This is a genomic window from Kribbella sp. CA-253562 (genome assembly GCF_050942265.1).
In the GTDB taxonomy this organism is placed as follows: domain Bacteria; phylum Actinomycetota; class Actinomycetes; order Propionibacteriales; family Kribbellaceae; genus Kribbella.
The window spans coordinates 1,671,188-1,696,042 of the sequence record NZ_CP192049.1; the positions used below are offsets into that span (position 1 = coordinate 1,671,188).

20 protein-coding genes are annotated in these 24,855 nt (G+C 70.8%); 16 read left to right on the forward strand and 4 right to left on the reverse strand.

Annotated elements, in window-relative coordinates:
- Positions 1-187 precede the first annotated feature (187 nt).
- The 8 genes from ACQPXM_RS08115 to ACQPXM_RS08150 all read left to right on the forward strand — a co-directional run bounded on the left by ACQPXM_RS08115 (position 188) and on the right by ACQPXM_RS08150 (position 13,346).
- Positions 188-1,570 (forward strand): MFS transporter, encoded by a 1,383-nt coding sequence (locus tag ACQPXM_RS08115; protein ID WP_432946395.1) that lies wholly within the window; start codon positions 188-190, stop codon positions 1,568-1,570.
- On the forward strand, positions 1,567-3,657 hold the full coding sequence (locus tag ACQPXM_RS08120) for a molybdopterin oxidoreductase family protein (RefSeq protein ID WP_432946397.1): 2,091 nt from the start codon (positions 1,567-1,569) through the stop codon (positions 3,655-3,657). Before ACQPXM_RS08115 ends, ACQPXM_RS08120 begins: the two co-directional genes overlap by 4 nt.
- Positions 3,654-7,652, forward strand: coding sequence for a nitrite reductase large subunit NirB (nirB, locus tag ACQPXM_RS08125; protein WP_432946399.1), 3,999 nt, complete (start codon positions 3,654-3,656; stop codon positions 7,650-7,652). Before ACQPXM_RS08120 ends, nirB begins: the two co-directional genes overlap by 4 nt.
- Positions 7,649-7,990 carry a nitrite reductase small subunit NirD gene (gene nirD / locus ACQPXM_RS08130; RefSeq protein ID WP_077012321.1) on the forward strand — a complete coding sequence of 114 codons (342 nt, stop codon included), beginning with the start codon at positions 7,649-7,651 and terminating at the stop codon, positions 7,988-7,990. Before nirB ends, nirD begins: the two co-directional genes overlap by 4 nt.
- Positions 7,980-9,107, forward strand: a complete 1,128-nt coding sequence (locus ACQPXM_RS08135; protein WP_432946402.1) for a uroporphyrinogen-III synthase — start codon at positions 7,980-7,982, stop codon at positions 9,105-9,107. The genes nirD and ACQPXM_RS08135 overlap by 11 nt, the downstream gene beginning before the upstream one ends.
- Before the next feature lie 28 nt (positions 9,108-9,135).
- Complete coding sequence (locus ACQPXM_RS08140) at positions 9,136-9,840, forward strand: sirohydrochlorin chelatase (protein WP_432946404.1); 705 nt, start codon at positions 9,136-9,138, stop codon at positions 9,838-9,840.
- A gap of 119 nt (positions 9,841-9,959) precedes the next feature.
- Positions 9,960-11,195, forward strand: coding sequence for a DUF222 domain-containing protein (locus tag ACQPXM_RS08145; protein WP_432946406.1), 1,236 nt, complete (start codon positions 9,960-9,962; stop codon positions 11,193-11,195).
- Positions 11,196-12,731: 1,536 nt separating this feature from the next.
- The gene (locus ACQPXM_RS08150) at positions 12,732-13,346 is read left to right on the forward strand and encodes a DUF6891 domain-containing protein (RefSeq protein ID WP_432946408.1); all 615 of its coding nucleotides are present in this window, start codon (positions 12,732-12,734) and stop codon (positions 13,344-13,346) included.
- Between the two features lie 349 nt (positions 13,347-13,695).
- Here ACQPXM_RS08150 and ACQPXM_RS08155 read toward each other — a convergent pair whose 3' ends face one another.
- Entirely contained in the window at positions 13,696-14,115 is a 420-nt protein-coding gene (locus ACQPXM_RS08155; protein WP_432946410.1) for a MerR family transcriptional regulator, read from the reverse strand.
- Positions 14,116-14,182: 67 nt separating this feature from the next.
- On the opposite strand from ACQPXM_RS08155, the gene ACQPXM_RS08160 reads away from it, so the two are divergent.
- Entirely contained in the window at positions 14,183-15,349 is a 1,167-nt protein-coding gene (locus ACQPXM_RS08160; protein WP_432946412.1) for an acyl-CoA dehydrogenase family protein, read from the forward strand.
- A gap of 157 nt (positions 15,350-15,506) precedes the next feature.
- Positions 15,507-17,036 carry an acyl-CoA carboxylase subunit beta gene (locus ACQPXM_RS08165; protein WP_432946414.1) on the forward strand — a complete coding sequence of 510 codons (1,530 nt, stop codon included), beginning with the start codon at positions 15,507-15,509 and terminating at the stop codon, positions 17,034-17,036.
- A 23-nt stretch (positions 17,037-17,059) separates the two neighbouring features.
- Here the strand turns inward: ACQPXM_RS08165 and ACQPXM_RS08170 are convergent, their stop codons facing one another.
- Positions 17,060-17,983 carry a phosphotransferase family protein gene (locus ACQPXM_RS08170; protein ID WP_432946416.1) on the reverse strand — a complete coding sequence of 308 codons (924 nt, stop codon included), beginning with the start codon at positions 17,981-17,983 and terminating at the stop codon, positions 17,060-17,062.
- Between the two features lie 56 nt (positions 17,984-18,039).
- Here ACQPXM_RS08170 and ACQPXM_RS08175 point away from each other — a divergent pair, with 56 nt between their 5' ends.
- Entirely contained in the window at positions 18,040-18,738 is a 699-nt protein-coding gene (locus tag ACQPXM_RS08175) for a maleylpyruvate isomerase N-terminal domain-containing protein (protein WP_432946418.1), read from the forward strand.
- Positions 18,739-18,853: 115 nt separating this feature from the next.
- Positions 18,854-19,654 carry an HpcH/HpaI aldolase family protein gene (locus ACQPXM_RS08180; RefSeq protein WP_432946420.1) on the forward strand — a complete coding sequence of 267 codons (801 nt, stop codon included), beginning with the start codon at positions 18,854-18,856 and terminating at the stop codon, positions 19,652-19,654.
- A 177-nt stretch (positions 19,655-19,831) separates the two neighbouring features.
- Here the strand turns inward: ACQPXM_RS08180 and ACQPXM_RS08185 are convergent, their stop codons facing one another.
- On the reverse strand, positions 19,832-20,905 hold the full coding sequence (locus ACQPXM_RS08185) for a CobW family GTP-binding protein (protein ID WP_432946422.1): 1,074 nt from the start codon (positions 20,903-20,905) through the stop codon (positions 19,832-19,834).
- Between the two features lie 128 nt (positions 20,906-21,033).
- Positions 21,034-21,291 (reverse strand): hypothetical protein, encoded by a 258-nt coding sequence (locus tag ACQPXM_RS08190; RefSeq protein ID WP_432946424.1) that lies wholly within the window; start codon positions 21,289-21,291, stop codon positions 21,034-21,036.
- Positions 21,292-21,600: 309 nt separating this feature from the next.
- On the opposite strand from ACQPXM_RS08190, the gene ACQPXM_RS08195 reads away from it, so the two are divergent.
- The 4 genes from ACQPXM_RS08195 (at position 21,601) to ACQPXM_RS08210 (ending at position 24,813) form a co-directional block, all read left to right on the forward strand.
- Entirely contained in the window at positions 21,601-22,257 is a 657-nt protein-coding gene (locus ACQPXM_RS08195; protein WP_432946426.1) for a proprotein convertase P-domain-containing protein, read from the forward strand.
- A gap of 68 nt (positions 22,258-22,325) precedes the next feature.
- Positions 22,326-23,537, forward strand: a complete 1,212-nt coding sequence (locus ACQPXM_RS08200) for a GNAT family N-acetyltransferase (protein ID WP_432946428.1) — start codon at positions 22,326-22,328, stop codon at positions 23,535-23,537.
- A gap of 20 nt (positions 23,538-23,557) precedes the next feature.
- Positions 23,558-24,268, forward strand: a complete 711-nt coding sequence (locus ACQPXM_RS08205) for a DUF4129 domain-containing protein (RefSeq protein WP_432946430.1) — start codon at positions 23,558-23,560, stop codon at positions 24,266-24,268.
- The gene (locus ACQPXM_RS08210; RefSeq protein WP_432946432.1) at positions 24,265-24,813 is read left to right on the forward strand and encodes a hypothetical protein; all 549 of its coding nucleotides are present in this window, start codon (positions 24,265-24,267) and stop codon (positions 24,811-24,813) included. The genes ACQPXM_RS08205 and ACQPXM_RS08210 overlap by 4 nt, the downstream gene beginning before the upstream one ends.
- The last annotated feature ends 42 nt before the right edge of the window (positions 24,814-24,855 follow it).

The window sequence follows — 24,855 nt, forward strand, 5'->3', positions numbered from 1 at the left end:
GCCAGGTTCGCCCTCGCCCCGGCACCTGCGACCGGCCGGCTGGGTCCTGACCGCCGACTTCTCTCACTGCCCCGCGAGTGGTGTGCGGAGGCCGTTTCGGCGACGTAACAACGGGATGACCACATGGAAACACCCCGGTCATAGCGTCCTGGCCTAATCAGTGAGGTCGGATGATCGGAGACGAACGATGACGCTCGAGGCACGGCCGCAGACCGTCACTGCGCGGGAGCAGACCGGGGGTGTGGGCACCGTCGAGGCGCCCCGGCGCGGGCGCTGGATCGATGTCTGGGACCCCGAGGACGCCACCTTCTGGGCCGAGAAGGGGCGCCGGGTGGCCCGGCGCAACCTGTGGCCCTCGATCTTCGCCGAGTTCCTCGGCTTCTCGGTCTGGCAGCTGTGGAGCATCGTGGTGGTGTCGCTGCCGGCCGCCGGGTTCGGCTACAGCACCGACCAGATGTTCTGGCTGGTCGCGCTGCCGAGCCTGGTCGGTGCCACGCTGCGGCTGCCGTACACGTTCGCGGTGCCGAAGTTCGGCGGCCGGAACTGGACGATCGTCTCGGCGCTGCTGCTGCTGATCCCGACGATCGGGCTGGCCTACTTCGTCAGCCGGCCGGACACGCCGTTCTGGCTGATGGCGCTGGTCGCCGCGACCGCGGGCGCCGGCGGCGGCAACTTCGCCAGCTCGATGACCAACATCTCCTTCTTCTTCCCCGAGCGGGACAAGGGCTTCGCGCTCGGCCTGAACGCGGCCGGTGGCAACCTGGGTGTCGCGGTCGTGCAGCTGGTGGTGCCCGCGGTGATCGTGATCGGCGCCGGGCTGTCGCTGGAGCGCGCCGGGCTGATCTGGCTGCCGCTGATCGCGCTGGCCGCGATCCTGGCCTGGAAGGTGATGGACAACCTGTCCGCCGCCACCTCGTCGTTCCGGGCCTCGGTGACGGCGGCCAAGCGCCCGCACACCTGGGTGATCTCGTTCCTCTACATCGGCACGTTCGGCTCGTTCATCGGGTTCTCGGCGGCGTTCCCGCTGCTGATCAAGACCACCTTCCCCGACATCGCCGGGGTGCAGCTGGCCTTCCTGGGCGCGCTCGTCGGCTCGGTCTCGCGGCCGTTCGGCGGCAAGCTGGCCGACCTGGTCGGCGGCGCCTGGGTGACGGTCTGCGCGTTCGTGGTGATGGGCGTGGGCATCCTGTCGGCGATCGTCTCGCTGAACGCGGGCAGCTTCGCCGGGTTCCTGATCAGCTTCCTGGTGCTGTTCGTGGCCAGCGGCGCGGGCAACGGTTCGACGTACCGGATGATCCCGGCGGTGTTCCGGTCGACGACCAAGGACCTGGACGGCGGGGTCGACCTGGTTCGGGCCCGGCGGGAGGCGGCGGCGTGCATCGGCATCGCGTCGGCCGTCGGAGCGTACGGCGGGTTCCTGGTGCCGCGGGGCTTCGCGATGTCGAACGGCGCCTACGGCTCGCTGGTCCCGGCCCTGTACTGCTTCTGCGGGTTCTACGTCGTCTGTCTGGTGGTCACGTACTTCTGCTACCTGCGCCGGGGTGGCCCGCTCAGCGGGGTGCGCGTGTGACTGCCACCCACTGCCCGTACTGCGCCCTGCAGTGCGCCATGACCCTGCAGTCCGTGCCGGTCACCGTGTCGCCGCGGGAGTTCCCGACCAACCGCGGCGGCCTGTGCCGGAAGGGCTGGACGTCGGCGGCGGTGCTCAGCACGCCGGACCGGTTGACGAAGCCGCTGGTGCGGGACGCCGACGGCGTGTTGGTGGAGACGACCTGGGACCACGCGCTGGATGTGGTGGCGGACAAGATCAAGGCGCTGCAGGCGTCGTACGGCAATGACTCGGTGGCCGTGTTCGGTGGTGGCGGGCTGACCAACGAGAAGGCCTACGCGCTGGGCAAGTTCGCCCGGGTCGCGCTGCGGACCGCGAACGTGGACTACAACGGCCGGTTCTGCATGTCGTCCGCGGCCGCGGCGACGAACCGGGCGTTCGGGATCGACCGGGGGCTGCCGTTCCCGCTGACGGATCTGGGCGGCGCCGGCGCGATCCTGCTGGTCGGCAGCAACCTGGCCGAGACGATGCCGCCGGCCGTCGCGCATCTGGACGGCGCCCGGACGGCGGGTGGGCTGCTGGTGGTCGACCCCCGGCGGACGGCGACCGCGCAACTGACCGAGGACGCCGCGGGGATCCACCTGCAGGCGACACCCGGCTCGGACCTGGCGCTGGTGCTCGCGCTGACTCACGTCGTACTGCAGGAGGGGCTGGCGGACACGGCGTACCTGCGGGAGCGGACCGACGACCCGGACGTGTTGTACCGGTCGACGGCGGCTTGGTGGCCGGAGCGGGCCGAGCGGGTGACCGGCGTACCGGCTGGAGTGATTCGGCAGGCGGCGCGGGTGCTGGCGGCGGCTGCGCCGGTGCACGGCGGAGCTGGGGCGTTCGTGCTCACCGGCCGGGGCGCCGAGCAGCACAGCAAGGGGACCGACACGGTCACGGCTTGCATCAACTTGGCGCTGGCGCTCGGACTGCCTGGGCGGGTCGGCAGTGGCTATGGCTGCATCACCGGGCAGGGGAACGGGCAGGGTGGCCGGGAGCACGGGCAGAAGGCTGATCAGCTGCCGGGCTACCGGAGCATTGCTGATCCTGCCGCGCGGGAGCACGTGGCTGGAGTGTGGGGTGTCGACCCGGCTTCGCTGCCGGGGCCTGGGAAGAGTGCGGTCGAGCTGATCGACGCCCTGGGCACTGATGGCGGGCCGAAGGCCTTGCTGGTGCACGGGAGCAACCTGCTGGTGTCGGCGCCTCACCTGGCGTCGGTGCGCGAGCGGCTGGCCTCGCTGGAGCTGCTGGTCGTGGCGGACGTCGTACCGTCCGAGACGGCGCTGATGGCCGACGTGGTGTTCCCGGTGACGCAGTGGGCCGAGGAGGACGGCACGATGACGTCGCTGGAGGGGCGGGTGTTGCGGCGGCGGGCTGCCGTTTCGCCGCCAGGTGAGGTGCGGAGCGATCTGGCGGTGTTCGCCGGGTTGGCGTCGCGGCTCGGGTGCTCGGCCGCGTTTCCCGTGGACCCGTTCGAGGTTTTCGAGGAGCTGCGGCTGGCGAGTGCCGGTGGGATCGCGGACTACTCGGGCATCAGCTGGTCGCGCCTGGACGACGGAGAGGCCCTGTACTGGCCGGTGCCGGCCGATGACCACGCCGGGACGCCCCGGTTGTTCGCCGATCGATTCGGTACGCCGGACGGCCGCGCCCGGGTGATCGCCGTCGAGCACCGCGCCGTCGCGGACGACCTGCGGGCCGATGCGCCGCTCTACCTGGTGACCGGCCGGTTGCTGCAGCACTACCAGAGCGGAGCGCAGACGCGGCGGGTGCCGGAGCTGCTCGAGGCGGAGCCGGAGGTGTTCGCGGAGATCCATCCGCGCGTCGCGGCGGCGCTCGGGGTGACGGACGGCGGCCTGCTGCGGCTGCGTACGGCGCGTGGCTCGTTGGTCTGCCCGGCGCGGGTGACCACGGACGTCCGGCCGGACACGATCTTCGTGCCGTTCCACTTCCCCGGGGTGAACGACCTGACCAACGACGCGCTGGACCCGATCTCCCGGATGCCCGAGTTCAAGGCGTGTGCCGTCGAGGCGACCGCCGCGGTGCGTGCGGAGGTGTCGGCATGAAGGTCGTGATCATCGGTGCCGGAATGGCCGGGACCCGGCTGGCCGAGCTGCTGCGGGTCGACGGGCACGCGGTCGAGCTGTTGGGCGACGAGCCGTACTACCAGCGCCACCGGCTGACGGAGTACGTCGCGGGGCGCGGTGCGCAGCCGGGCGGTGACTCGCTGCCGGTACCTGCCGCATCGGCGGCTGTTGCCCAGGCTCCAGTTGGAGCAACGCGGGTACTGCGTGAGGCGCGAGTGGTCGTTGACAGCTCAGGCCAGGAGCACGCCTACGACCACCTGGTGTTCGCCACCGGGGCCGAGCCGGTCCAGCCGGCATCGGCCGAGGTCGCGCAGGTGCTGCGGACGGCGGTGGACGCGCAGCAGATCGTCGACGCCGCGGCGACCGCACGGCGCGTGGTCGTGCTGGGCGGCGGCGTACTCGGTGTCGAAACGGCCTGCGCCCTGCGGGAGCGGGGTGTGGCCGTCACCCTGGTGCATGACGGCGAGACCTTGCTGAACACGCGGATCCGGTCGACCGCGGGTCGGCAGATCACGCGGCTGGTCCGCCGGCTCGGCATCGAGGTGGTGCTACAGGCGCGCGTGCAGGTGACCGAGACTCGCGACGGTCGGTTCCGGGCGTTGCACCTGGCGAGCGGGCAGACCGTGTTCGGCGATCTGCTGGTCGCCACCTGCGGGGTCCAGCCGCGCAGTGAGCTGGCGAAGCAGGCCGGTCTGGACGTCGGTGCGACTGGAGGAATCACCGTCGATTCCTCGCTGACCACCGCCGACCCGCGGGTGCACGCGATCGGCGACTGCGCCGAGGTCGGCCAGGCAGTGAGCGGCACGGTGGAGGCGGCCTGGGAGCAGGCCGAGGTGCTGGCAGACGTGCTGAACGGGCGGCCGGCACGGGAGATGGCGCCGGAGGTGCTCAGGCTGACCGCCGGCGGGCTGGACGTGATGGTGCTCGGCGACCGCGACGCCGAAGGGCACGTCGTACGGCTGGCGGATGGTGAGCGGTACGTGCGGGCCGTGCTGGTGGACGGCGTGGTCCACGCGGCGGTGACCGTGAACGCGCCGGAGGTCGCGGCCGAACTGGTGCTGCTGGCCGACCGCCGGACCGAGGTCGTACCGGAAACGTTGCTAGGGGCAACAGAAGCGCCGAAGAAGGCCAAGCCGGTGTGCCGGTGCAACGGCGTGACCCGGGCCGTGATCGAGGCGGCGTGGAAGGCCGGTGCCGACAGCGTCGACGGCATCGCGGCGCAGACCAGAGCGACCACCGGCTGCGGCAGTTGCACCGGTGCGGTGGGTGATCTTCTCGAGCGGCTTCGGCGCGGTGAGACCGAACCCGTCCCGACTAGGAGGGCGACGATGACAGAGCTCGGCAACGCGAAACACCTGGTGGTGGTCGGTGGCGGCATGGTCGCGCACCGGCTGGTCGAGGCCCTGCGGTCGCGGGACACCAGCGTCGAGTGGCGGATCACGGTGCTCGCCGAGGAACCGCGCCTCCCGTACGACCGGGTCGCGCTGACCAGCTACTTCTCCGGCCGCGACCCGCACGACCTGAGCCTCGGCGAGCCCGAGCTGTGGGACGACCCGGCCGTCACCCTGCGCAAGGGCGTGGCCGTCGCCGCGCTCGACGTCGCGGCCAAAACCGTCCGGACCGTGCGCGACGAGGTCATCTCGTACGACGAACTGGTGCTCGCCACCGGCTCCAGCGCCTTCGTGCCACCGGTCAAGAACAGCGACGCGCAGGGCTGCTTCGTCTACCGCACGATCGACGACGTCGCCGCGCTGCGCACGTACGTCGAGCGCCTGCGCACCGAGCGGGAGGCGGCGCAGGAAACACCGCGGCGCGGGTTGGGGCTCGGCTCCACGGCCTCGGCCGAACCGCGGCCGGTGCACGGGGTCGTGGTCGGCGGCGGTCTGCTCGGGCTGGAGGCAGCGGGTGCCTTGCGCGCACTCGGCGCCGTCACCAGCGTCGTCGAGTTCGCACCGCGGTTGATGCCGCTGCAGGTCGACGAGGGCGGCGGTAGTGCGCTGGCCCGGCTGATCCGCGGCCTCGACGTCGACGTGCGGACCTCGACCCAGACCACCCGCGTCAAGCTCACCTCGCAGGGCGCGGCCCGCGCGATGGCTGTTGCCGAGGGCCCGGATCTGCCCGCGGACGTGGTGGTGTTCGCGACCGGCGTACGGCCGCGGGACGAACTGGCCCGCGCGGCCGGCCTGGCGGTCGGCGAACGCGGCGGTGTCGTCGTCGACGACTCCTGCCGGACGTCGGTGCCGGGCGTCTGGGCGATCGGCGAGGTCGCCTGCATCGAGGGACGCGTCTGGGGCCTGGTCGCGCCGGGCTACGCGATGGCCGAGATCGTCGCCGACCGGCTGCTCGGCGGGCAGGCGACCTTCCCGGGCGCCGACTCGTCGACGAAGCTGAAGCTGCTCGGCGTCGACGTGGCCAGCTTCGGGGACGCGTTCGGGACCACCGAGGGCGCGCTCGACATCGTGTACGCCGACCCGGTCGCGGGCGTCTACAAGAAGCTGGTGCTGTCCGACGACGCGCGCACGCTGCTCGGCGGGATCCTGGTCGGCGACGCGTCGGCGTACGCGGCACTGCGGCCGATGGTGGGTCGCGAGCTCGGCACCGACCCCGCGTCGTACCTGCTGCCGGAGGGCGCGCAGCCGGTCAAGCTGGAGCTGCCCGACGACGCGCCGGTGTGCTCCTGCAACAACGTTGCCGCGGGCGCCATTCGGTGTGCGGTCCGGGACGAGGGGTGTGGTGATCTCAAGTCCCTGTGCTCCAAGACCAAGGCCGGGACGAGTTGTGGTTCCTGCCTGCCGATCGTGAAGAACCTGCTGAACGCCGAGCTCGCCGCGGCCGGCGTCGAGGTCAGCAAGGCGCTGTGCGAGCACTTCGCGCTGTCGCGGGCCGAGCTGTTCGACGTCGTCCGGGTGACCGGGTTGCGGACCTTCAGCGAGATCGTCGAGCGGCACGGCAACGGGCGTGGCTGCGACATCTGCAAGCCGGTGGTCGCGTCGATCCTGTCCAGCCTGGACCCGGGCGGCCACGTGCTCGACGGTGAGCGGGCCGCGCTGCAGGACACCAACGACCACGTGATGGCCAACATCCAGAAGGACGGCACGTACTCCGTCGTCCCGCGGATTCCCGGCGGCGAGGTGACGCCCGAGGGGCTGATCGCCATCGGCGAGGTGGCCCGCGACTTCGGGCTCTACACGAAGATCACCGGCGGGCAGCGGGTCGACCTGTTCGGCGCTCGGATCGAGCAGCTGCCGGCGATCTGGGCGCGGCTGGTCGAAGCCGGGTTCGAGTCCGGGCACGCGTACGGCAAGGCGTTGCGCACGGTGAAGTCCTGTGTCGGATCGACCTGGTGCCGGTACGGCGTCCAGGACTCGGTGGGCATGGCGATCGCGTTGGAGCTGCGCTATCGCGGGCTGCGGTCGCCGCACAAACTCAAGCTGGGTGTCTCCGGCTGTGCGCGCGAGTGCGCCGAGGCCCGCGGCAAGGACGTCGGGGTGATCGCGACCGAGTCCGGCTGGAACCTGTACGTCGGCGGCAACGGCGGGATGACGCCGCGGCACGCGCAGCTGCTCGCCTCCGACCTGACCGACGAGCAGTTGCTGCAGGCCATCGACCGGTTCCTGATGTACTACATCCGCACCGGTGACCGGCTGCAGCGCACGGCCGTCTGGATCAACGAGATCGACGGCGGGCTGGAGCACGTGCGCGACGTCGTACTGAACGACAGCCTGGGCATCGCGGCCGATCTCGACGCCGCGATGGCCGCGCACGTCGACTCCTACGTCGACGAATGGCGGGCCACCCTGCAGGACCCGGCCAAGCTGTCGCGGTTCGTGTCGTTCGTGAACGCGCCGGACCAGCCCGACGCCGACCTGCGCTACGTGGTCGAACGCAGTCAACCCCGCCCGGCGACGCCGGCCGAGCGAGGAGAACTGGAGCCGGTGCTGCTGGCCGGCCCGCGATTGGAGGTACGCCGATGAGTGTCACCAGTGTTGCCACCGCCGTTTGCTCGTACGACGCGCTGCTGCCCGAGCGCGGAGTCGCCGCGCTGGTCGACGGACGGCAGATCGCGCTGTTCCGCACCTACGACGGCGAGGTCTTCGCCCTGGACAACCAGGATCCGTTCAGCGGGGCGAACGTGCTGTCGCGGGGCATCGTCGGGAACCGGGGCGACGTGCCGACGGTGGCCTCGCCGATGTTCAAGCAGGTCTTCGATCTGCGCACCGGAGCCTGCCTGGACGACCCGGCGGTCGCGGTCGCGGCGTACCCGGTGACGGTCGTCGACGGACAGGTGCTGGTGAGCCTCGGTGAAGGCTAAACCGGGACCGCTCAGCGGCTGCACGATCGCGGTCACCGCCCACCGGCGGGCCGAGGATCTGATCGCGTCGTTCGAGCGGCGCGGGGCGAAGGTGCTGCACGCGCCGACGCTGCAGATCGTGCCGGCGCCGGACGACCAGGCGCTGATCGAGGCGACCCGGCGGGTGATCGCCAATCCGCCCGACGACGTGGTGGTGACGACCGCCGTGGGTTTCCGCGGGTGGGTCGAGGCGGCGGACACGGCTGGGCTCGCGGCGGATCTGCTGGGGACGCTGGAGCAGTCGCGGCTGCTGGCGCGTGGTCCCAAGGCGCGGGGGGCGATTCGTGCCGCGGGGCTGGTGGAGCACTGGTCGGCTCGCTCGGAGACGACGGCCGAGGTGGTCGAGTGGTTGCGGGAGCAGGGCGTCGCGGGTCGGAAGATCGTCGTACAGCTGCATGGGATGTCGGAACCTGGTCTGCAGGACTCGCTGCGGCAGGTCGGTGCTTCGGTGCGTGGGCTGGAGGTGTACCGCTGGGGGCCGGCGCCGGATCCGGTCGTGGTCGAGCGGGTGATCGGGCAGATCATCGCCGGGGCTGTGGATGCCGTTGTGCACACGTCGGCGCCGGCCGCTCAGGCGATGCTGGATGCGGCTGCGCTACACGGGCAGTACGACGCGTTGGTCGGAGTGTTGCGTACCGGGCGGGTGCTGAACGCTTGCGTGGGGCCGGTGACGGCTGGTCCGTTCGTGGCTTTGGGGTTGGAGCCGTTGGTGCCGGATCGGTATCGCTTGGGTGCCTTGATCCGTAGCGTCACTGATCGTTTGACCGACGACAACGCCCGGTCGATCGAGACGTCCTTCGGTCAGCTGATCATTCGTGGTGGGGCTGCCGTGCTCGACGGTGTCGTCCTGCCGCTGGGGCCGGGGCCTCGGGCTGTGCTGTCTGCATTGGTGGAAGCCGGTGGTGACGTGGTCTCTCGCCCTGAGCTGCTGGCGGTTCTGCCAGGGGCTGAGGACGTGCACGCTGTCGAAGTGACCGTCAACCGGTTGCGCACCGCCGTCGGTCGCCCGGAACTCATCCGCACCGTTGTCCGGCGCGGCTATCGGCTGTCGGTCGAACCGGTGGCGGTGGCGACGTGACTTTGCTCTTATTTGTGGAGGTGTCCCGATGATCGATCTGGTTGCTGCGGCGCACGGTACCGCGGATCCACGGGGGATCCGGACTGTGCATGCGTTGGTCCGGGAGATGGCTCGGCAGCGGCCGCAGGTGCCTGTGTCGTTGGGCTTCGTGGACGTCGATACTCCCGCTCTGCCGTCGCTGGTCTCGCGTGTTGTTGCTGACAGCAACCGGGCGGTCGTCGTCCCGTTGCTTCTCAGTGCCGGCTATCACGTCACCACCGACGTCAACGCCGAGGCTTCCCGTCGGCCGTACGCGGTCACTGCGGCTGGTCCGCTCGGCCCTCATCCCGTCCTGGCTCAGATTCTCGCCGACCGCTTGGGCGAGCGTGGCGACGTCGACCATGTAGTGCTGGCGGCAGCCGGTTCCTCCGACCGCCGAGCCCTGCTCGACTGCTCGAGCGTCGCAGGTGACCTCTCCGCCCTGATCGACCGCCCGGTGGAAGTCGGCTACGTCTCCGGTGCCGGCGAACGCCTCCCCGCCGTTCTCGAACGAACCCCGGGCCGAGTCGCCGTAGCCACCTACCTCTTGGCCCCCGGCTTCTTCTCCGACCGTGTAGCCACCATCGCTGCCCAAGCCGGCGCCCTCGCCACCGCGCCGCTGGGCGCCGACCCTCGCCTCGCCGCCCTCGCCCTCCACCGCTACGACCAAGCCCTCACCCGAACACTCCAACCCCATTCCGCCAAGGCCAGCTGACCGCTTCCGGACATCTGGTCGGATTCCCTTAAAAACAAGCCCTTCCCGACCCGGAACTGTCGGTGGGCTCCTGAAGACTGTTCTGTATGGGCCTTTGCGACGAGCGACCGATCTGGTCGATGAGCGGCAGCGAAATGCTGTCCACGCTCGACGCTGTCCAGGCCCAGCTCGCCCGCCTGCAGACCTACCGCCTGCAACTCCTGGCCGCGTTGGACGCCAACGGCCACGCCGCCGACCTAGGCGCCCGAGACACCGTCCAGCTCATCGCGGTGCGCCACCGCCTCGACCCCACCGAGGTCCGCCGAGACCTCCGCCTGGCCACCGCACTCCCGAAATACCCCGACGTCCAAACAGCCCTCCACGCGACCTCAGCTGGTGCCACCGATTCCGCCCAGGCGCCCCTCGCCGACGCCGCCCTCGCCCCCGAGACCATCCCGGCTGGGTCTGCCGTGGTCGAGCAGCTAGTCCTGCATCCCGGCCAGGCCGAAGCGATCGTCACCGCCCTGGAACGCATCCCCACCACCGCGATGGTCCCGGCCGCCGACCTGCAAGTCGCCGAACGCGCCATGATCCGCGCCGCCCAACTGCTGTCCCCGGCCGAACTGCGCAAACTCGGCAAACGCGTCCGCGACACCCTCGACACCGACGGCCCCGAACCCGCCGAAGCCCGCGCCATGGCCGCCGAAACCCTCTGGCTCAAACGCGGCGACCTCGGCGTCGAGTTCGGCGGCTACCTCGCCGGCGACCACGCCGAACTCCTGCACACCCTCATCTTCGCCGGCGCCAAACCCCACCTCGCCCCCGACGGCACCCGCGACCCCCGCACCCGCGGCAAACGCCAAGCCGACGCCCTCACCACCATCCTCACCGCTGCCGCAGCCACCGGCACCGCCGCCCCCGCCCACGGCGACATCAAACCCCACATCACCGTCACCATCGCCCTCAACGACCTCACCAACGGCACCGGCATCGGCACCCTCGCCTCCGGCACCACCCTGTCCACCGCCACCATCCGCCGCCTCGCCTGCGACGCCGGCCTCATCCCGATGGTCCTCGGCTCGGCGTCGGAGCCTCTCGACGTCGGCACCGAACACCGCTTCGTCACCCGCGCCATCCGCCAAGCCCTCAACACCCGCGACCAAGGCTGCATCATCTGCCACGCCCCACCCACCATCTGCGACGCCCACCACCTCACCCACTGGGCCAACGGCGGCCCCACCACCCTCACCAACCTCGCCCTACTCTGCAAAGCCCACCACATCGACGTCCACCAAGGCCACTGGACCATCACCACCCACCAAGGCCACCCCCGACCGAACCGACCGAACTGGGCCAACCCCGACAAGCCCCCGTAGTCTCCCCAGGCCATCCGCCTCACCCGGGCCGCTCGCCAGCCCGACCTCCGCCACCCGCGGACCTCCGCGAACAGCCATTCCCACACGGCTGCCCGCCCACGCTTCGCAGTGCGCGAAGACGCCGGCGGCCCAACAGGACAAGGTGATCTCGACTCCGACACTTGTTCACGCCGCCCGGGTCCGGGACGGTTCTGCCGGACGAGCCGAGGATCACCACATCGACGATCGGCACGCATGACAGCGCACCGACCGCGGACGAACGTGTGCCAGGCCTGCTGCACCGAATCTGCAACGCCTGCCCGACGTTGATGCGTTCAACTCGGCCCGCCGCCTGCGCGACACGCCTCCCCACGGTCTAGCCGGGCAGCCGCCTGTTCACTGTCTGACCCGGGCGCGCGTCTGTTCACGTCTTGGCACGCCTGTCCCACATACGCTTCCGGCGCAGCCTCGGGCCTGCGCCGCGCCTGCCCGACTCATAGTCCGGTCCGGCACTCGACCTGGCTCATCCCCTCGCAGGTAGATCGGCCCACGGCACCAGCCACCACCGGTCTCGCTCGGCAGCCTGCGCAGCCTGGCTGCACCACATGTATGCATCCGGCTCGGGCACCCCGTCCGACCGGCGACTGCCAAGATGTCCCGGCCGACGGTACGCGCACCCGACTTATGAAGCAGCTCGTCTTCCCCCTACCTGGCACGCTCTTCCAGCCGTACTGGCCCTGCGGCAGGCGTCTCCGACTTGTGTGTCCGGCTCAGCATCCTGTCCGTGCGTCCGCCTGCCTTTGACCCGGCCGGTCAGCACGCCTGTCCCGCTACCCGGGTCCTGGGTCGTCCCTGCCTGACTTGTGCGTCCGGCTCAGGTCCTGCCTGCCGAGCGCACCTGCACAAGGTGGTCCGGTCCCGTGACGCCAGCACGACTCACCCGTCTCGCTCGACCGACTACCCGGCGCTGTCCGGCTGACGTGTGTTGCTCGGTAACTTGTCCTGCCCGGCGTGCGGGCCGGGGTCTCCCATGCCGGCAGCGCCCAGCGTGACGGACGTGTCTTGCTCCTGCGCGGCGCTGTGGGGCTGAGGTGTCTTGCTCGGTAGCCCGGTCCTACGCTGCGCGCCTGCCTAGGTCTCCCAGGTCTGCAGCGCCAGCGTGACTCAGACGTCTTGGTCGGCTGCCTTGCGCGGAGGCTCCCGTCCGCTCGTGCCCGGCTGTCCGGTGTGCCTGCCGGACTGCGGTGTGCGACTCGTGTCCCGGCTGGCCGGTGTGCTGCCCAGGCGTCCGGGCTGCGGTGCGCTTGTACGCTCGTCCATGTCGTACACCGGCTGGCTATCGGTCCGCCCGGCACGCGTGCCCGCAGCCCAGTCCCTGCAGCACCGTCCTACGGCGATGGCGCCGGGCCGGTGTCGTCGCGCTCGCCTGAGTCCAGCCCGCCAGCAGGCGATGTACGCCGTACTGGGTTCTCTCGAGTGCCTCGATGGGACGGCAATGAGCGGTCAGTGGGGGCCGAGGGTGCGGAGTTGTCGGTGCGGTCTGGCTAGTCTTCGCGGGTGGGGATCTTCGACAAGTTCAAGCGTCAGCCGTTGGTCGACGCGCAGGTGCTCGCTGAGCTGCGGGAGCAGGTTGAGCTTTGGGTTCGCCCGGGGTTTCTCGATCGGGGCGAGGTGTTGCAGTACGCGCGGGACTTTCGGGACGACGACGGGATGCAGGTCGGGGACCGGCAGCTCGAGCAGTTGGTGGACGATGTGTGGCAGGCCCGGTTGGCTGAGCAGCGGGCGTGGCCGGTGCGGACCGATGCTGACAAGGTTGAGGCCGCGTTCGACGTACTCGATGCCAGCGGCGTGGTGGCGCGGATGAACTTCACGTGCTGCCAGACCTGCGGTGTTGCCGAGATCGACGACGAGCGTCCGGCCGATCGGCCCTCGACCGGCTATGTGTTCTTCCATCAGCAGGACGCCGAGCGGCTTGCCGACGAACCCGCTTATCTCTACCTCGCGTTCGGCACTCTCGATCCTGAGCAGGGGCGGGTTGCCGAGCAGGACGAAGCTGTTGGTCGGCGGGTTCAGGAGGCTCTGGTCGGGCAGGGGCTGCCGGTCGAGTGGGACGGGTCTTCTGCCCAGCGGATTTGCGTCGGGCCGCTCGTCTGGCAGCGCCGGCTGGCATGAAGCTCCCGGGAACAGCCGGCTGAGCTGCGCGCTGCGCGAACGAGAGCGCGCACGAATGCCTGGAGGACGTGTACGGCGGTGAGGACGGGCTGATCCCTGCCTCGTCGGGTGCCGACGTCGCCAGTGGTGTTCCTCGTCGGGGCCGTATTCGACGTTGCCGCGGGACGGGGTGCTGGTGCCGGGGCGGTTGCTTGGTGGGGTGGTCACGCGGCCGCAGACGACGCGGCAGAGTGGCGCGGCGGACAGCAGACCCGCAGGGCGGGAGACCCGTACGGCGACAGGCGCCGACAGCCAGAGCCGGCGTCGGGAGCGACTCAGCTGGCGGCACCGCCGGACCGCGTCGCCGGTTTCAGCTCCTGGAGCCGGGCGACCGGGAAGCCTTCTGCCTGAGGTTGTCCAGGTCCGCCTGGCAGCGGCGTTCGACCTCGGCCAGCTCGTGCAGGGTTTCCTCGATGTCGCGGCGGCGTTGTTCGAGCTCGGCGCGGCGGGTGGCGATCTGGTGCAGGAGGTAGACGAGCTGTCCCTCTTCGCCCGGTTCGGCGTCGTACATGTTGACGATGGTGGCGATCTCGTCGAGGGAGAAACCCAGGCGCTTGCCGCGCAGGATCAGTCCGAGCCGGACGCGGTCGCGCGGGTGATAGACCCGGACGGTGCCGCGGCGTTCCGGGGTGAGCAGGCCGCGGTCCTCGTAGAAGCGGATTGTGCGCAGGGTGACGTCGTACTCGGCGGCCAGGTCGGCGATCGACCAGGTCTGGGCGTCTGCGGTCACCCGGATATTGTGCACACGCCTCACTGTGCTTTACGTTTACGTAAGCGTCAACCACGAGGAGCCTGGCATGTCGTACGAGTTGTCCGAGGAGCACCGCGAGTTCCGCCACAGCGTGCGCGACTTCGCCGAGGCAGAGATCGCGCCGTACGCCGCGGAGTGGGATCGCAAGCACCACTTCCCGGTCGAGACCGTGCAGAAGATGGGCAAGCTCGGCCTGTTCGGGCTGACCGCGCCCGAGCAGTACGGCGGCGCCGGCGGCGACTTCACCAGCCTGTGCGTCGCGATCGAGGAGATCTCCCGCGTCGACCAGTCGATGGGCATCACGCTGGAGGCCGCGGTCGGGCTCGGGATCAACCCGATCCTCACCTACGGCACCGACGAGCAGAAGCAGACCTGGCTGCCGGACCTGGTCGCCGGGCGCGCGCTGGCCGGGTTCGGGCTGACCGAGCCGGAGTCCGGGTCGGACGCCGGCGCGACCAAGACCCGCGCGGTGCTGGACGGCGACGAGTGGGTGATCGACGGGGCGAAGCAGTTCATCACGAACTCCGGCTCGACCATCACCTCGCTGGTCACGGTGACCGCGCGGACCGGTGAGCGTCCCGACGGGCGGCCGGAGATCTCCACGATCATCGTGCCGGCCGGTACGCCGGGCTTCGTCGCCGAGGCGCAGTACGACAAGCTCGGCTGGCACGCGTCGGACACCCACCCGCTGTCGTTCGCGGGCTGCCGGGTGCCGAAGGAGAACCTGCTCGGCGAACGCGGTCGCGGCTTCGCGCAGTTCCTCGCCACGCTCGACGACGGCCGGGTGGCGATCGGCGCGGTCGCGCTGGGCTGCATCAAGGCCTGCCTGGAGATGTCGCTCCAGTACGCCGGGGAGCGCAAGACGTTCGGCGTACCGATCGGGCAGAAGCAGGGTGTCGCGTTCCAGATCTCCGACCTGAAGGTGATGGCCGACGCGGCCGAGCTGCTGGTCTACCGGGCGGCGGCGCTGAAGGACAACGGGGCGCCGTACCAGGAGTTCAAGCAGGCGGCGGCGGTCGCGAAGCTGTACGCGAGCGAGAGCGCGGTGACCGCGACGCGGATCGCGACCCAGGTGTTCGGCGGCTACGGGTTCATGGAGGAGTACCCGGTGACGCGGTTCTACCGGGACGCGAAGATCCTGGAGATCGGCGAGGGCACCTCGGAGGTGCAGCGCATGCTGATCGCCCGCGGCCTCGGCCTCCCCGTCGAATGACCGTGCTTTTGGCCTCGCCTCCGGCTCGGCGGGTCATGGGGCTTTGTCTCCCGCTCTTCCCTCGTCGCTCCGGTCGCTTCGCTCCCTCCACTCCTCAGTCCAGAGCGGGAGGCCCCATGACCTCTGTGATACTCGCCTTCTCAAGGTTGGAGGTTGCATGACCCGCGATCACTGGACCGAGGTCAAGGTCGCCCGCGAGGCGACGCTGGCCCCGCCCGCGAAGGCCAAGGCCAAGCTCGACTCGCAGAACAAGCTGTACGTGCGGGACCGGATCGCGCTGCTGGTCGACGAGGGCAGCTTCGTCGAGGACGCGCAGCTGGCGAACGCGCTGAACCCCGGCCTGCCCGCGGACGGCGTGATCACCGGCCGGGCGCTGGTCGACGGGCGGCCGGCGCTGCTGGTCGCCAACGACCCGACCGTGAAGGCCGGGTCGTGGGGTGCGCGCACGGTCGAGAAGATCGTCCGGATCACCGAGCTCGCACTGCGCGACGAGCTGCCGATCTTCTGGCTGATCGACTCGGCCGGGGCGCGGATCACCGACCAGGTCCAGTTGTTCCCGGGCCGGCGCGGCGCGGGGCGGATCTTCCACAACCAGGTGGCGCTGTCCGGCAAGGTGCCGCAGATCTGCTGCCTGTTCGGCCCGTCGGCCGCGGGCGGCGCGTACATCCCGGCGTTCTGCGACCTGGTGATCATGGTCGACGGCAACGCCTCGATGTACCTCGGTTCGCCCCGGATGGCCGAAATGGTGGTCGGCGAGAAGGTGACGCTGGAGGAGATGGGCGGCGCCCGGATGCACACCAGCGTCTCCGGCTGCGGGGACCTGCTCGCCGCCGACGACACCGAAGCGATCGAGCTGGCCAAGCAGTACTTCTCGTACGTGCCCGGCTCCTGGCAGCACCGGCCCCCGTCGTACGACGCGTCCGCGCCGGCGCGGGACTTCACCCGCGACCTGGTACCGGCCGAGGAGTCGGTCGGGTTCGACATCCACGACGTGATCGACGCGCTGGTCGACGCGGACACGTTGTTCGAGCTCAAGCCGGCGTACGCGCCGGAGCTCGTCACGGGGTTCGGGCTGCTCGCCGGCCAGGTGATCGGGATCGTGGCGAACCAGCCGGCCGTCAAGGGCGGCGTGCTGTTCGTCGACTCCGCGGACAAGGCGGCGCGGTTCATCTGGCTGTGCGACGCGTTCAACGTGCCGCTGGTGTACCTGTGCGACGTGCCGGGGTTCATGATCGGCTCGGAAGTGGAGCGCGCCGGGATCATCCGGCACGGCGCGAAGATGATCACCGCGGTGTCGGAGGCGACGGTGCCGACCGTGTCGGTGATCGTCCGGAAGGCTTACGGGGCAGGGCTTTACGCGATGTGCGGGCCCGGGTTCTCGCCGGACGCGTGTCTCGCGCTGCCGACCGCGAAGATCGCGGTGATGGGGCCGGAGGCGGCGATCAACGCGGTCTACTACAACAAGATCCAGGAGATCGCCGACGAGAGCGAGCGGGTCGAGTACGTCTCCAAGCTGCGCGAGGAGTACGAGACCGACATCGACATCCTGCGGTTGGCCGCCGACCTGGTGATCGACGCGATCGTCGAGCCGGAGGACTTGCGCGAGGACCTGATCGCCCGGCTGGCCGCGGCGCAGACGAAGGACCGGCACTTCAGTACGAAGCGGCACGGGGTACCGCCGGTCTGATCCGCGAAGGTGGACGTACAGGCTCAGAGCTGCCGCAGCAGTTCGGGCAGCTTTGTCAGGTAGGCCGCGAGGCCGCGCTTCCAGCGGTCGGCCTTGGGCTTGAGCGCGGCCGGGAGGGCGTCCCACTCGTCGAAGTCGCCCGAGGTGTACCAGCCGATCGCGCCGGTGAGCCGGTGCAGCGCGGTCGTCGCCGGGCGCGGTCCGTAGCCGGCGTAGAAGGCCGGCGGAAGCAGGAGCGAGCCGTCGAGCAGGTACACGTGCTCCTCGAGCGCTGCGATCTCCTGCCCAGGGTCGAGCACCCGCGGCTCGCCCCAGTCGATCAGGGTCGCCCGGTCCGCGGTGACGATGATGTTCGCCGGGTTGACGTCGAAGTGTGCGAGCACAGTCGGCGTACTCCGCAGGCGGTCGGCGTAGGCGTCGATCAGCGCATGCAGACGAGGCAGCTGCGGTACGACGCCCGGCAGCGTCGCCGCGAGCACGGGCTCGGATCGCGTGAGTTCGCCGTGCAGGGTCGCGACGGGGTCGGACGGTCGCAGATTGAGCCCGTTCTCGGTGAAGACACCGGTCAGCCCAGCGGGGAAGCGAATCGCGTGCAGCCCGCGGAACGCCGTACCGACTGCGTGCCACTGCTCGTCGGTCACCCGGCCCTGGTCGACTAGAGCGGACAGCATCTCGCCCGGCGCATACTCGTACAGCGTCGCGGTGTCGGTGCCCGCGAGCAGGGCCGGCGCCGCAACCTCGTGCGCGGCGAGGAAGCGGGCCAGCGCGTGGGGCGCGGGCCGGGGAGCGTCCGGGCGGTGCCGGAGCACGACTTCGCGGCTGTCGGCCAGGACCGCGTGCAGGATCTCGTGGTCGAAGCCGTGGCCGGTCACAGCGGTGACCTCAGTGACCGGCGGCAGGCCGGCGTCGGCGACGAGCTGGTGCAGGACGGACTCGGTACCGGACATGGCCGGGATTGTGTCGGAGGTTGGATTGCCCGCGCACGGGGTTTACGTTCGGAGGTATGAAGGCTCCTGAGCGTCCGGCGTTGCCGCTGGCCGCGGCTGCGACGTTGGGACGGGCGTACAGCCGGGTGACCGAGGTCGTGCAGGGCCTGTCCGACGCGGACTTCGCGCGGCCGACGAGATGCCCGGGGATGGCGGTCGGGCCGTTGCTGGTGCATCTGCTGTACGACGCCGAGCGGGCGCTGGCGGCGTTCGCGACGCCGTCGGAGGCCGAGCCGGACCGGGATTTCGTCACGTACTGGCAGGACTACCCGCCCGGTGACGGGGACGACACGTCGTTCGTGCAGGTGGTTGCCTCGGCGTACCGGAAGCCGTCGGTCGAGCTGGTCAAGCACTGGCGGGAGCTGTCCGAGGCGGCGGCGCGGGCGGCCGCGTTCGGGTTGGTTGACAAGGGCAAGCGGATCGCGACGCAGGGGCACGTGCTCGCCGCCAAGGACTTCGTGGCGACGCTGATCGTCGAGGCGACCGTGCACCACCTGGACCTGATCGTCGACCTGCCGGACGCGCCGGAGCCGGATCCGGAGGCGTTGCAGGTGACGGCGCGCACGCTCGACGGGCTGTTCGGGCCGGAGGCGTGGGACGTGATCGGGTGGGACACCACGACGTACGTGCTGAAGGCAACGGGTCGGCTGCCGCTGGACGAGGACGACCTGGAGATGCTGGGGGAGTCGGCGAGCCGGTTGCCGCTGCTCGGGTAGGAGGAGGTCGCGACCAGGTCGGCTGCGCGGTGCTCCGAAGTAAGGGGAGCTGTCCGTGAGCCGGATGCTGGGCACCTGCGGCGGTCCGTCGCGGCCGATCGGATAGAACAGTCGGGTGAACAACTTCGCCGCTCGTCTCCGCGCCCGTGAGCACCTGGTCGGCTACTGGGTCATGCTCGACGCCCCGCCGGCCACCGAACGCATCGCGCGCCTCGGCTACGACTACGTGGTGCTCGACGCTCAGCACGGGCTGCTCAGCACGCGCGGCATCCTCGACGGGTTGATGGCGATCGACGCGGCCGCCGCCGGTCCGGTCGTGGACCCGTCCGCCGGGTCTGGCGTCCGGGATGCCACTGTCGGACTCGTCCGGGTGGAGGCGAACAACGCGACCCCGATCGGCAGGGCGCTGGACGCCGGGGCGGCCGGGGTGATCGTGCCGCTGGTGGACAGCGGCGAGGACGCGGCGCGCGCGGTCCAGGCGGCCAAGTATCCGCCGAGCGGGATCCGGTCCTTCGGGCCGGCGCGGTCGGGGCTGCGGATCGGGCCGGTACCCGCCGAGGCGGACGCGGCGACCGTCGTCCTGGCGATGATCGAAACCGCCGCTGGGCTGACGAACGTCGAGGAGATCTGCGCGACGCCCGGCCTCGACGGAATCTACGTCGGCCCGTCGGACCTGTGCCTGGCGGTGGGCGGCAAGTTCCCGGGCGATCCGGAGGTGCGCGGGGAGTTCGACGCGGCCGTCGTCCACATCGCCGAGGTCGCCGCCGCGGCCGGAGTCGCCGCGGGCATTCACACGAACGACGGGCCGACCGCCAAACGCCGCCTGACCGAGGGCTACACGTTCGCCACGGTCTCCTCGGATCTCGACCACCTGCAGGGCGTCGCCGCCGACCACCTCGCGGTGGTCAGGGGCTGAGACTCCCGAACGGCGGTCTCGGTCGAACTGGCCGTACGGGACCGGGGCCGGTCAGTCACAAGCGACGAACGGCGTCGGCCGAGCCTGCCAGCGCCTTGTGGAGCCGGTGCCGGGCGGGCCGCTAGTGGTCGGTCCGGCGAGCCGGTGCCGGAGAGGCGGGTCAGCCGGGCAGCTGGCTCACAGCACGCCCGCGAACGGGTCCTCCAGGGATTGCCAGTCGAGGGTGGCCAGCTCCGACTCCGTGAGCAGGCACGCGTCGAGGACCGCTTGCAGGCGGGCGGGGTCGAGCCCCACACCGGTGGCGACGACCGTGCACTCGGCGAGGTGTTCGGTGTCGGACCATTCGCCGAGCGTGCCGAGGGAGGCGCTGTAGCCGGCTGATTCCCAGCGGAGGCGTTGGGTGGGGCGGTTGGCGAGCCAGACGACGCCTCGGCTGCGGACGACGCCGTTGACGATGTCTTCGAGGGCGTCGTTGAGGCGCGTCGGATGAAGCGGGCGGGTCGAGCGCCAGAAGACTGTGGTGACGCCCTCTCCGCTCGGCTGGAGGCGGTCGCCGTTGGCGATGTCGCCGGCCCAGGCCTCGGCGGCGGCGAAGTCGAACAGGCCGGTGCGAGCGACGGGACCAGCGGGTACGCCGGCCGGGTCGGCCGCGACGACGGTGGTACGCGGGTTCAGGTGGAGTAGCAAGTTGCGCAGGCGTTCCGGCGCGCGGCTGCGGTGCGCGTTGGCCAGTACGCAGACGTCGGCGTACTCGATCTGGCGGGCGGTCAGCTCGGCCACGTTCCGGCGGTCGGGCGGGCCGAGGGCGAGGCCGCGCTCGTCGAGCAGTTCGTCGCCGGAGAGCTGTTCGACCAGGAGGACGGCGTCGACGACACAGGTGACCGTGTCGACCTCGACCTCCGGCATCGTCGCGACGAGTGCGCTCGCGAGCGGCCGCGCTTCCATCGCCGGCGGCGCCGCGAGCACGATGTGCTGCCAGTGACCGCGCGCGACGAGCGTCTCCAGCAGCGGGAGCAGCGACTCGATCAGCTGACAGGCGCCGCAGTCGTCGTCCACGGTGAACTCGCCGGAGTCGATTCGGCCGCCGGCATCGACCACCTGCCAGCTCAGGACGCCGCGGCTCTGCAGTTCGTGCTGGTCGACCACGATCGCCACCGTGGTGGCGTCGGTCATGGCGTCTAGGACTGGGCCGCGCAGGGTCGTCGAGAGGCCTACGAGCAAGGTCAGCGGGGTCTTCCGATGGGCGGCCATGCCTGGAGTATATGAAAACGGTTTTCATCAGTCTAGAGCCTGACGGGTCAGACTTTCCCGCCAGGCCGGGAAATTTCCGCGTCCTGGCGGGGAATCGCCCGCGCCGCGGCTGTGAACTGTTAATCCGGTCACGTCAGGTCCACCGCTTCCCAGCCGTGGCGGGCGGGCTGGCCTCCGGCTCCAGGCGGCGTACGCCGGGCGCCCGCGACGGGGAGGCGTGAGGCGGCACGGTGCCGGATCGGTCCATCGGCCGGCGCGGCGGCTCCGGAGAGCAGGCGGCGCCGGGAGCCGAGGTGCCCGAGCGGGAGTTCGCGGACGTGTTGCGGGCCGCGATCCGCGCTCGTGGGCTCGGACTCGAGCAAATCCGGCAGCGGCTCCAGGCGCACGGTGTGACCGTCAGTCTGGCCACGCTCAGCTACCGGCAGTCCGGTCGGTCGCGACCCGAGCGCCGCGACTCCCTGGCCGCCGTAGCGTTGCTGGAGTTAGTACTCGCGGTCCCAGCGCGCACCCTGTCGTCCTCGCTCGGTCCACCGCGGCGACGCGGCCGGTGGCTGAGCACGGTGCACTCCTGCGGGCCGAAGCGAACGGGCCCGACCGCTGGGCGGTGATCATGCACCTCGACGAGCACGACCGGCCGCTGGCGGCGATCCGCCCGCTCAGGCACTGCCGCCTCGGCCGCCTGCTGGCGGAAGTTGGTGCTGGTCGGGCACGACCCGTACGCCGTCGCCGAGCCCGCGCAGCGCGCCGTACGCGCCCCGGGCTTTGACGACGACCTTGTTGGACCGGACGTGAACCCAGGCGATCCCTGGTGGCCCGGCAGCGAGACCGACTGCTCCGTCGGCTTCCCCGCGACCGATGCCCAGGGCAACAAGCACTTCCTGACCGCGGGACACTGCACCAACGACGCCAACCAGCCCGCGTACGGCGAGGTCGGCCAGCGCAACCGCCTGGGCACGTCGAACGTCGGCGGCGCCCGCAGCGTCAATGCCCGCGAGGGCGACATGGGCGTCGTCGCGACGACTGAGACCGGCTCGACCATCTCCCCAGCGGTCAACACCTGGGGACAGCCCGCGCTGACCGTCACCGGTTCGGCCGAGGCGATCGTCGGCGACACCGTCTGCCACTCCGGCAACACCACCTGCCTGGAGGATCTCAACATCAGCCTGGTCTCGCCGAGCGGCCGTTGGTCCTACCTGCAGCGCTACGGCGGCAGCAGCTGTCACGCACTGCCCAGCAGCAAGACCTACTCGGTCCCGGCCGCCGAGAACGCCACAGGCACCTGGACGCTGCGCATCGGCGACAACGGCCCGGGCGACTCCGGCACGCTGACGAACTGGTCGATCACCCGCTGAGCAGTGCGGCCCGGCCATCGCTTCGAAAGTGAGGGGCGATGGCCGGGAGAGTCTGGTAGGCAAGGGGGATGACGAACGGGATCGAGCGGTTCGAAGGCGAATGGGACGAGCTGGTCAAGCTCCTGAACCTGGGCTTCGCGGCGCCCTGGAGCGACGCGCAGCTGGCGGCCGAGCAGAAGATGTGGGAGCGGGAGCGCAGCTTCGTCGCCCAGGAGGACAAGGAGCTCACCGGGCACACCGGCTCGTTCGGAATGACCATGACCGTGCCAGGCGCGCAGCTGCCGGTCGCGGGCGTCACCATGGTCTGCGTCAGCCCGACGCACACGCGCCGGGGGATCCTGCGAGAGCTGATGCGCGCCCAGCTCACCGATCTGCACGAGACCGGCGTTGAGCCGGTCGCCGTACTGACCGCCAGCGAGCCGGTGATCTACGGCCGCTTCGGCTACGGCCTGGGCTCGGATCACCAGCACATCACCGTGCCGAAGGCGTCCCGCGCGATGCGGCCGGTCGCGGGCGTCGACAAGGTCAGGATCCGGTACGCCGACCCGGTCGAGGCCCGGCCGGTGACCACCAAGATCCACAACGACGAGGCCGTCGGCCGGCCCGGGATGTTCCTGCACGACGAGCGGTGGGAGGACTACGTCGGCGGCGAGAACGTCGTGACCGACACGAGCGGCGCCTCGCCGCTGCGGTGCGTGCTGGCCTCGGTCGACGGCGAGGTGACCGGCTACGCGTACTTCCGCACCCGCCGGACGACGAAGAACTTCGTCGACGTGTCGCGAGTGCATGCCCGCGACCTGGCGTCGCACGCCGCGCTCTGGCAGTTCCTGCTCAACCAGGACCTGCTGAGCGAGACGACGTACTACAACCTGCCGTCGGACGACCCGCTGCTGTCGCTGCTGGTGGACCCGCGCGCGCCGAAGGCGGTCACGGCGGACGGCCTGTGGGTGCGACTGGTCGACGTGGGCCGGGCGCTGGCCGGTCGCACGTACGCCGAGGAGGTGGACGTCGTGCTCGGTGTCACCGACGAGTTCCTGCCGTGGAACGCGGGCCGGTGGCATCTGACGGGTGGACCCGGTGGGGCGACGTGTGAGCCGACGGACCGGCCGGCCGACGTAATGGTCGACGTCCGGGAGCTGGGGGCGGTGTACCTGGGCAAGCCGTCGCTGGAGCTGCTCGGTGCGGCCGGTCTGGTCGAGGAGCGGACTGAAGGGGCACTGGCGGCGACCTCCAAGGCGTTCCTCGGAAAACGCCTACCCTGGCTCGACACCGGCTTCTGATTCGGAGCTACCCTTCCGGGATGCAGCCGACGCGACGCAGTGTGCTGGCGGTGGCTGCTGTGCTCGTACTGGGAGTCGCGGCGGTCGTGCTGGTGGTGTTCGCGTCGGCCGGTGGCAGTGTGCAGCCGGTCAGCGAGAGCACCCGCACGGCCGCGCCGCGGACTCCGCCGTCGATCGAGGTGACCCGGTCCGTCTCGGTGCCGACGCCAGGCCAGGGGCCGTCGCCCCGAGACATCAAGCCGATCGAGATCCCCGAATGGATCAAGGCGCTGTGGACGGCGCTGGTGTACGCCGCCGCGGTGCTGGTCGTGCTCTTCCTGCTCCGGCTGGTCTACCGAATCCTTCGGCGGGTCGAGCTCCCGCAGGCTGAGGACAGCGAGACCGACTGGGAGCGGGTGAAGGTCGACCGGCTCGCCGAGGCGGTCGAGTCGAGCCTGTCGGCGATGGACTCCGGTACGGCGACCGACGCGGTGATCGCGTGCTGGGTCGCGCTGGAGCAGGCTGCCGCGTCGGCAGGGGTCGCGCGGGACCCGTCGGAGACGCCGGCCGAGTTCACCGTGCGGGTGCTCGGCGTCGGCGGCATCTCGGAGCCGGAGCTGCTTCGACTGGCCCAGCTGTACCGCGAGGCGCGCTACTCGACGCACGGCTCGAGCGAAGAGGCCCGCACCCAGGCACGCGCTGCGCTGCTGCGTCTGCGTGACGAGCTGGCCGCCGCCGTGGCGGCGCGATGAGTACGGGCCAGCCCAGCGAGCGGGTGCGGCTCCTGAACCGGGTGCTGCTGCGGCACTTGCTGGTCTGCCTGGTCGCGGCCCTGCTGATGATCGCCGCGTTCGGCCTGGCCGGGACGGCGCCGCGACCCATGTGGTTCGTCGGGCTGGCGCTGGCCGTCGGCTTCGTCTCGGTGGCGGTGCGGCTGATCTTTCCGCAGGTCGTCGAGACCACCTGGCCGTCGCGCTTCGACGAGAAGTGGGCCGAGCTGCGGAGCCGGAGCAACGACAACCGGACCCAGTTCCTGGCGACCTGGGTGCAGGAGTCCGGGCGGCAGCGGCGTGCCGGTGAGGGCTCACAGACGTTCGTCCGGCGGATCCGGCCGATGCTGCTGGAGCTGGCCACCGACCGGCTGGTGCACCGGCACGGCATCGACCCCGACCGCGAACCGGACCGCGCCCGCGCGCTGGTCGGCGACCAGGTGTGGGAGCTGATCACCGGGACCGAGCCCGCCACGGCGTCGTTCGCCGACATCGAGTTGGCTGTCCAGACCATCGAGAAGCTGTGAGGAACCGTGACTGATTCCCAACCCCGCGACGCCGCCGAGGCC

Excerpts from the sequence above, each read along its gene's own strand:
- ACQPXM_RS08170 (WP_432946416.1), bottom strand. The coding sequence starts at position 17,983 with ATGTCCGGTACCGAGTCCGTCCTGCACCAGCTCGTCGCCGACGCCGGC.
- ACQPXM_RS08145 (WP_432946406.1), top strand. The coding sequence starts at position 9,960 with ATGAGCGGCAGCGAAATGCTGTCCACGCTCGACGCTGTCCAGGCCCAG.
- ACQPXM_RS08115 (WP_432946395.1), top strand. The coding sequence starts at position 188 with ATGACGCTCGAGGCACGGCCGCAGACCGTCACTGCGCGGGAGCAGACC.
- ACQPXM_RS08185 (WP_432946422.1), bottom strand. The coding sequence starts at position 20,905 with ATGGCCGCCCATCGGAAGACCCCGCTGACCTTGCTCGTAGGCCTCTCG.
- ACQPXM_RS08200 (WP_432946428.1), top strand. The coding sequence starts at position 22,326 with ATGACGAACGGGATCGAGCGGTTCGAAGGCGAATGGGACGAGCTGGTC.
- ACQPXM_RS08165 (WP_432946414.1), top strand. The coding sequence starts at position 15,507 with ATGACCCGCGATCACTGGACCGAGGTCAAGGTCGCCCGCGAGGCGACG.
- ACQPXM_RS08140 (WP_432946404.1), top strand. The coding sequence starts at position 9,136 with ATGATCGATCTGGTTGCTGCGGCGCACGGTACCGCGGATCCACGGGGG.
- nirD (WP_077012321.1), top strand. The coding sequence starts at position 7,649 with ATGAGTGTCACCAGTGTTGCCACCGCCGTTTGCTCGTACGACGCGCTG.
- ACQPXM_RS08210 (WP_432946432.1), top strand. The coding sequence starts at position 24,265 with ATGAGTACGGGCCAGCCCAGCGAGCGGGTGCGGCTCCTGAACCGGGTG.
- ACQPXM_RS08205 (WP_432946430.1), top strand. The coding sequence starts at position 23,558 with ATGCAGCCGACGCGACGCAGTGTGCTGGCGGTGGCTGCTGTGCTCGTA.
- ACQPXM_RS08175 (WP_432946418.1), top strand. The coding sequence starts at position 18,040 with ATGAAGGCTCCTGAGCGTCCGGCGTTGCCGCTGGCCGCGGCTGCGACG.
- ACQPXM_RS08160 (WP_432946412.1), top strand. The coding sequence starts at position 14,183 with ATGTCGTACGAGTTGTCCGAGGAGCACCGCGAGTTCCGCCACAGCGTG.
- nirB (WP_432946399.1), top strand. The coding sequence starts at position 3,654 with ATGAAGGTCGTGATCATCGGTGCCGGAATGGCCGGGACCCGGCTGGCC.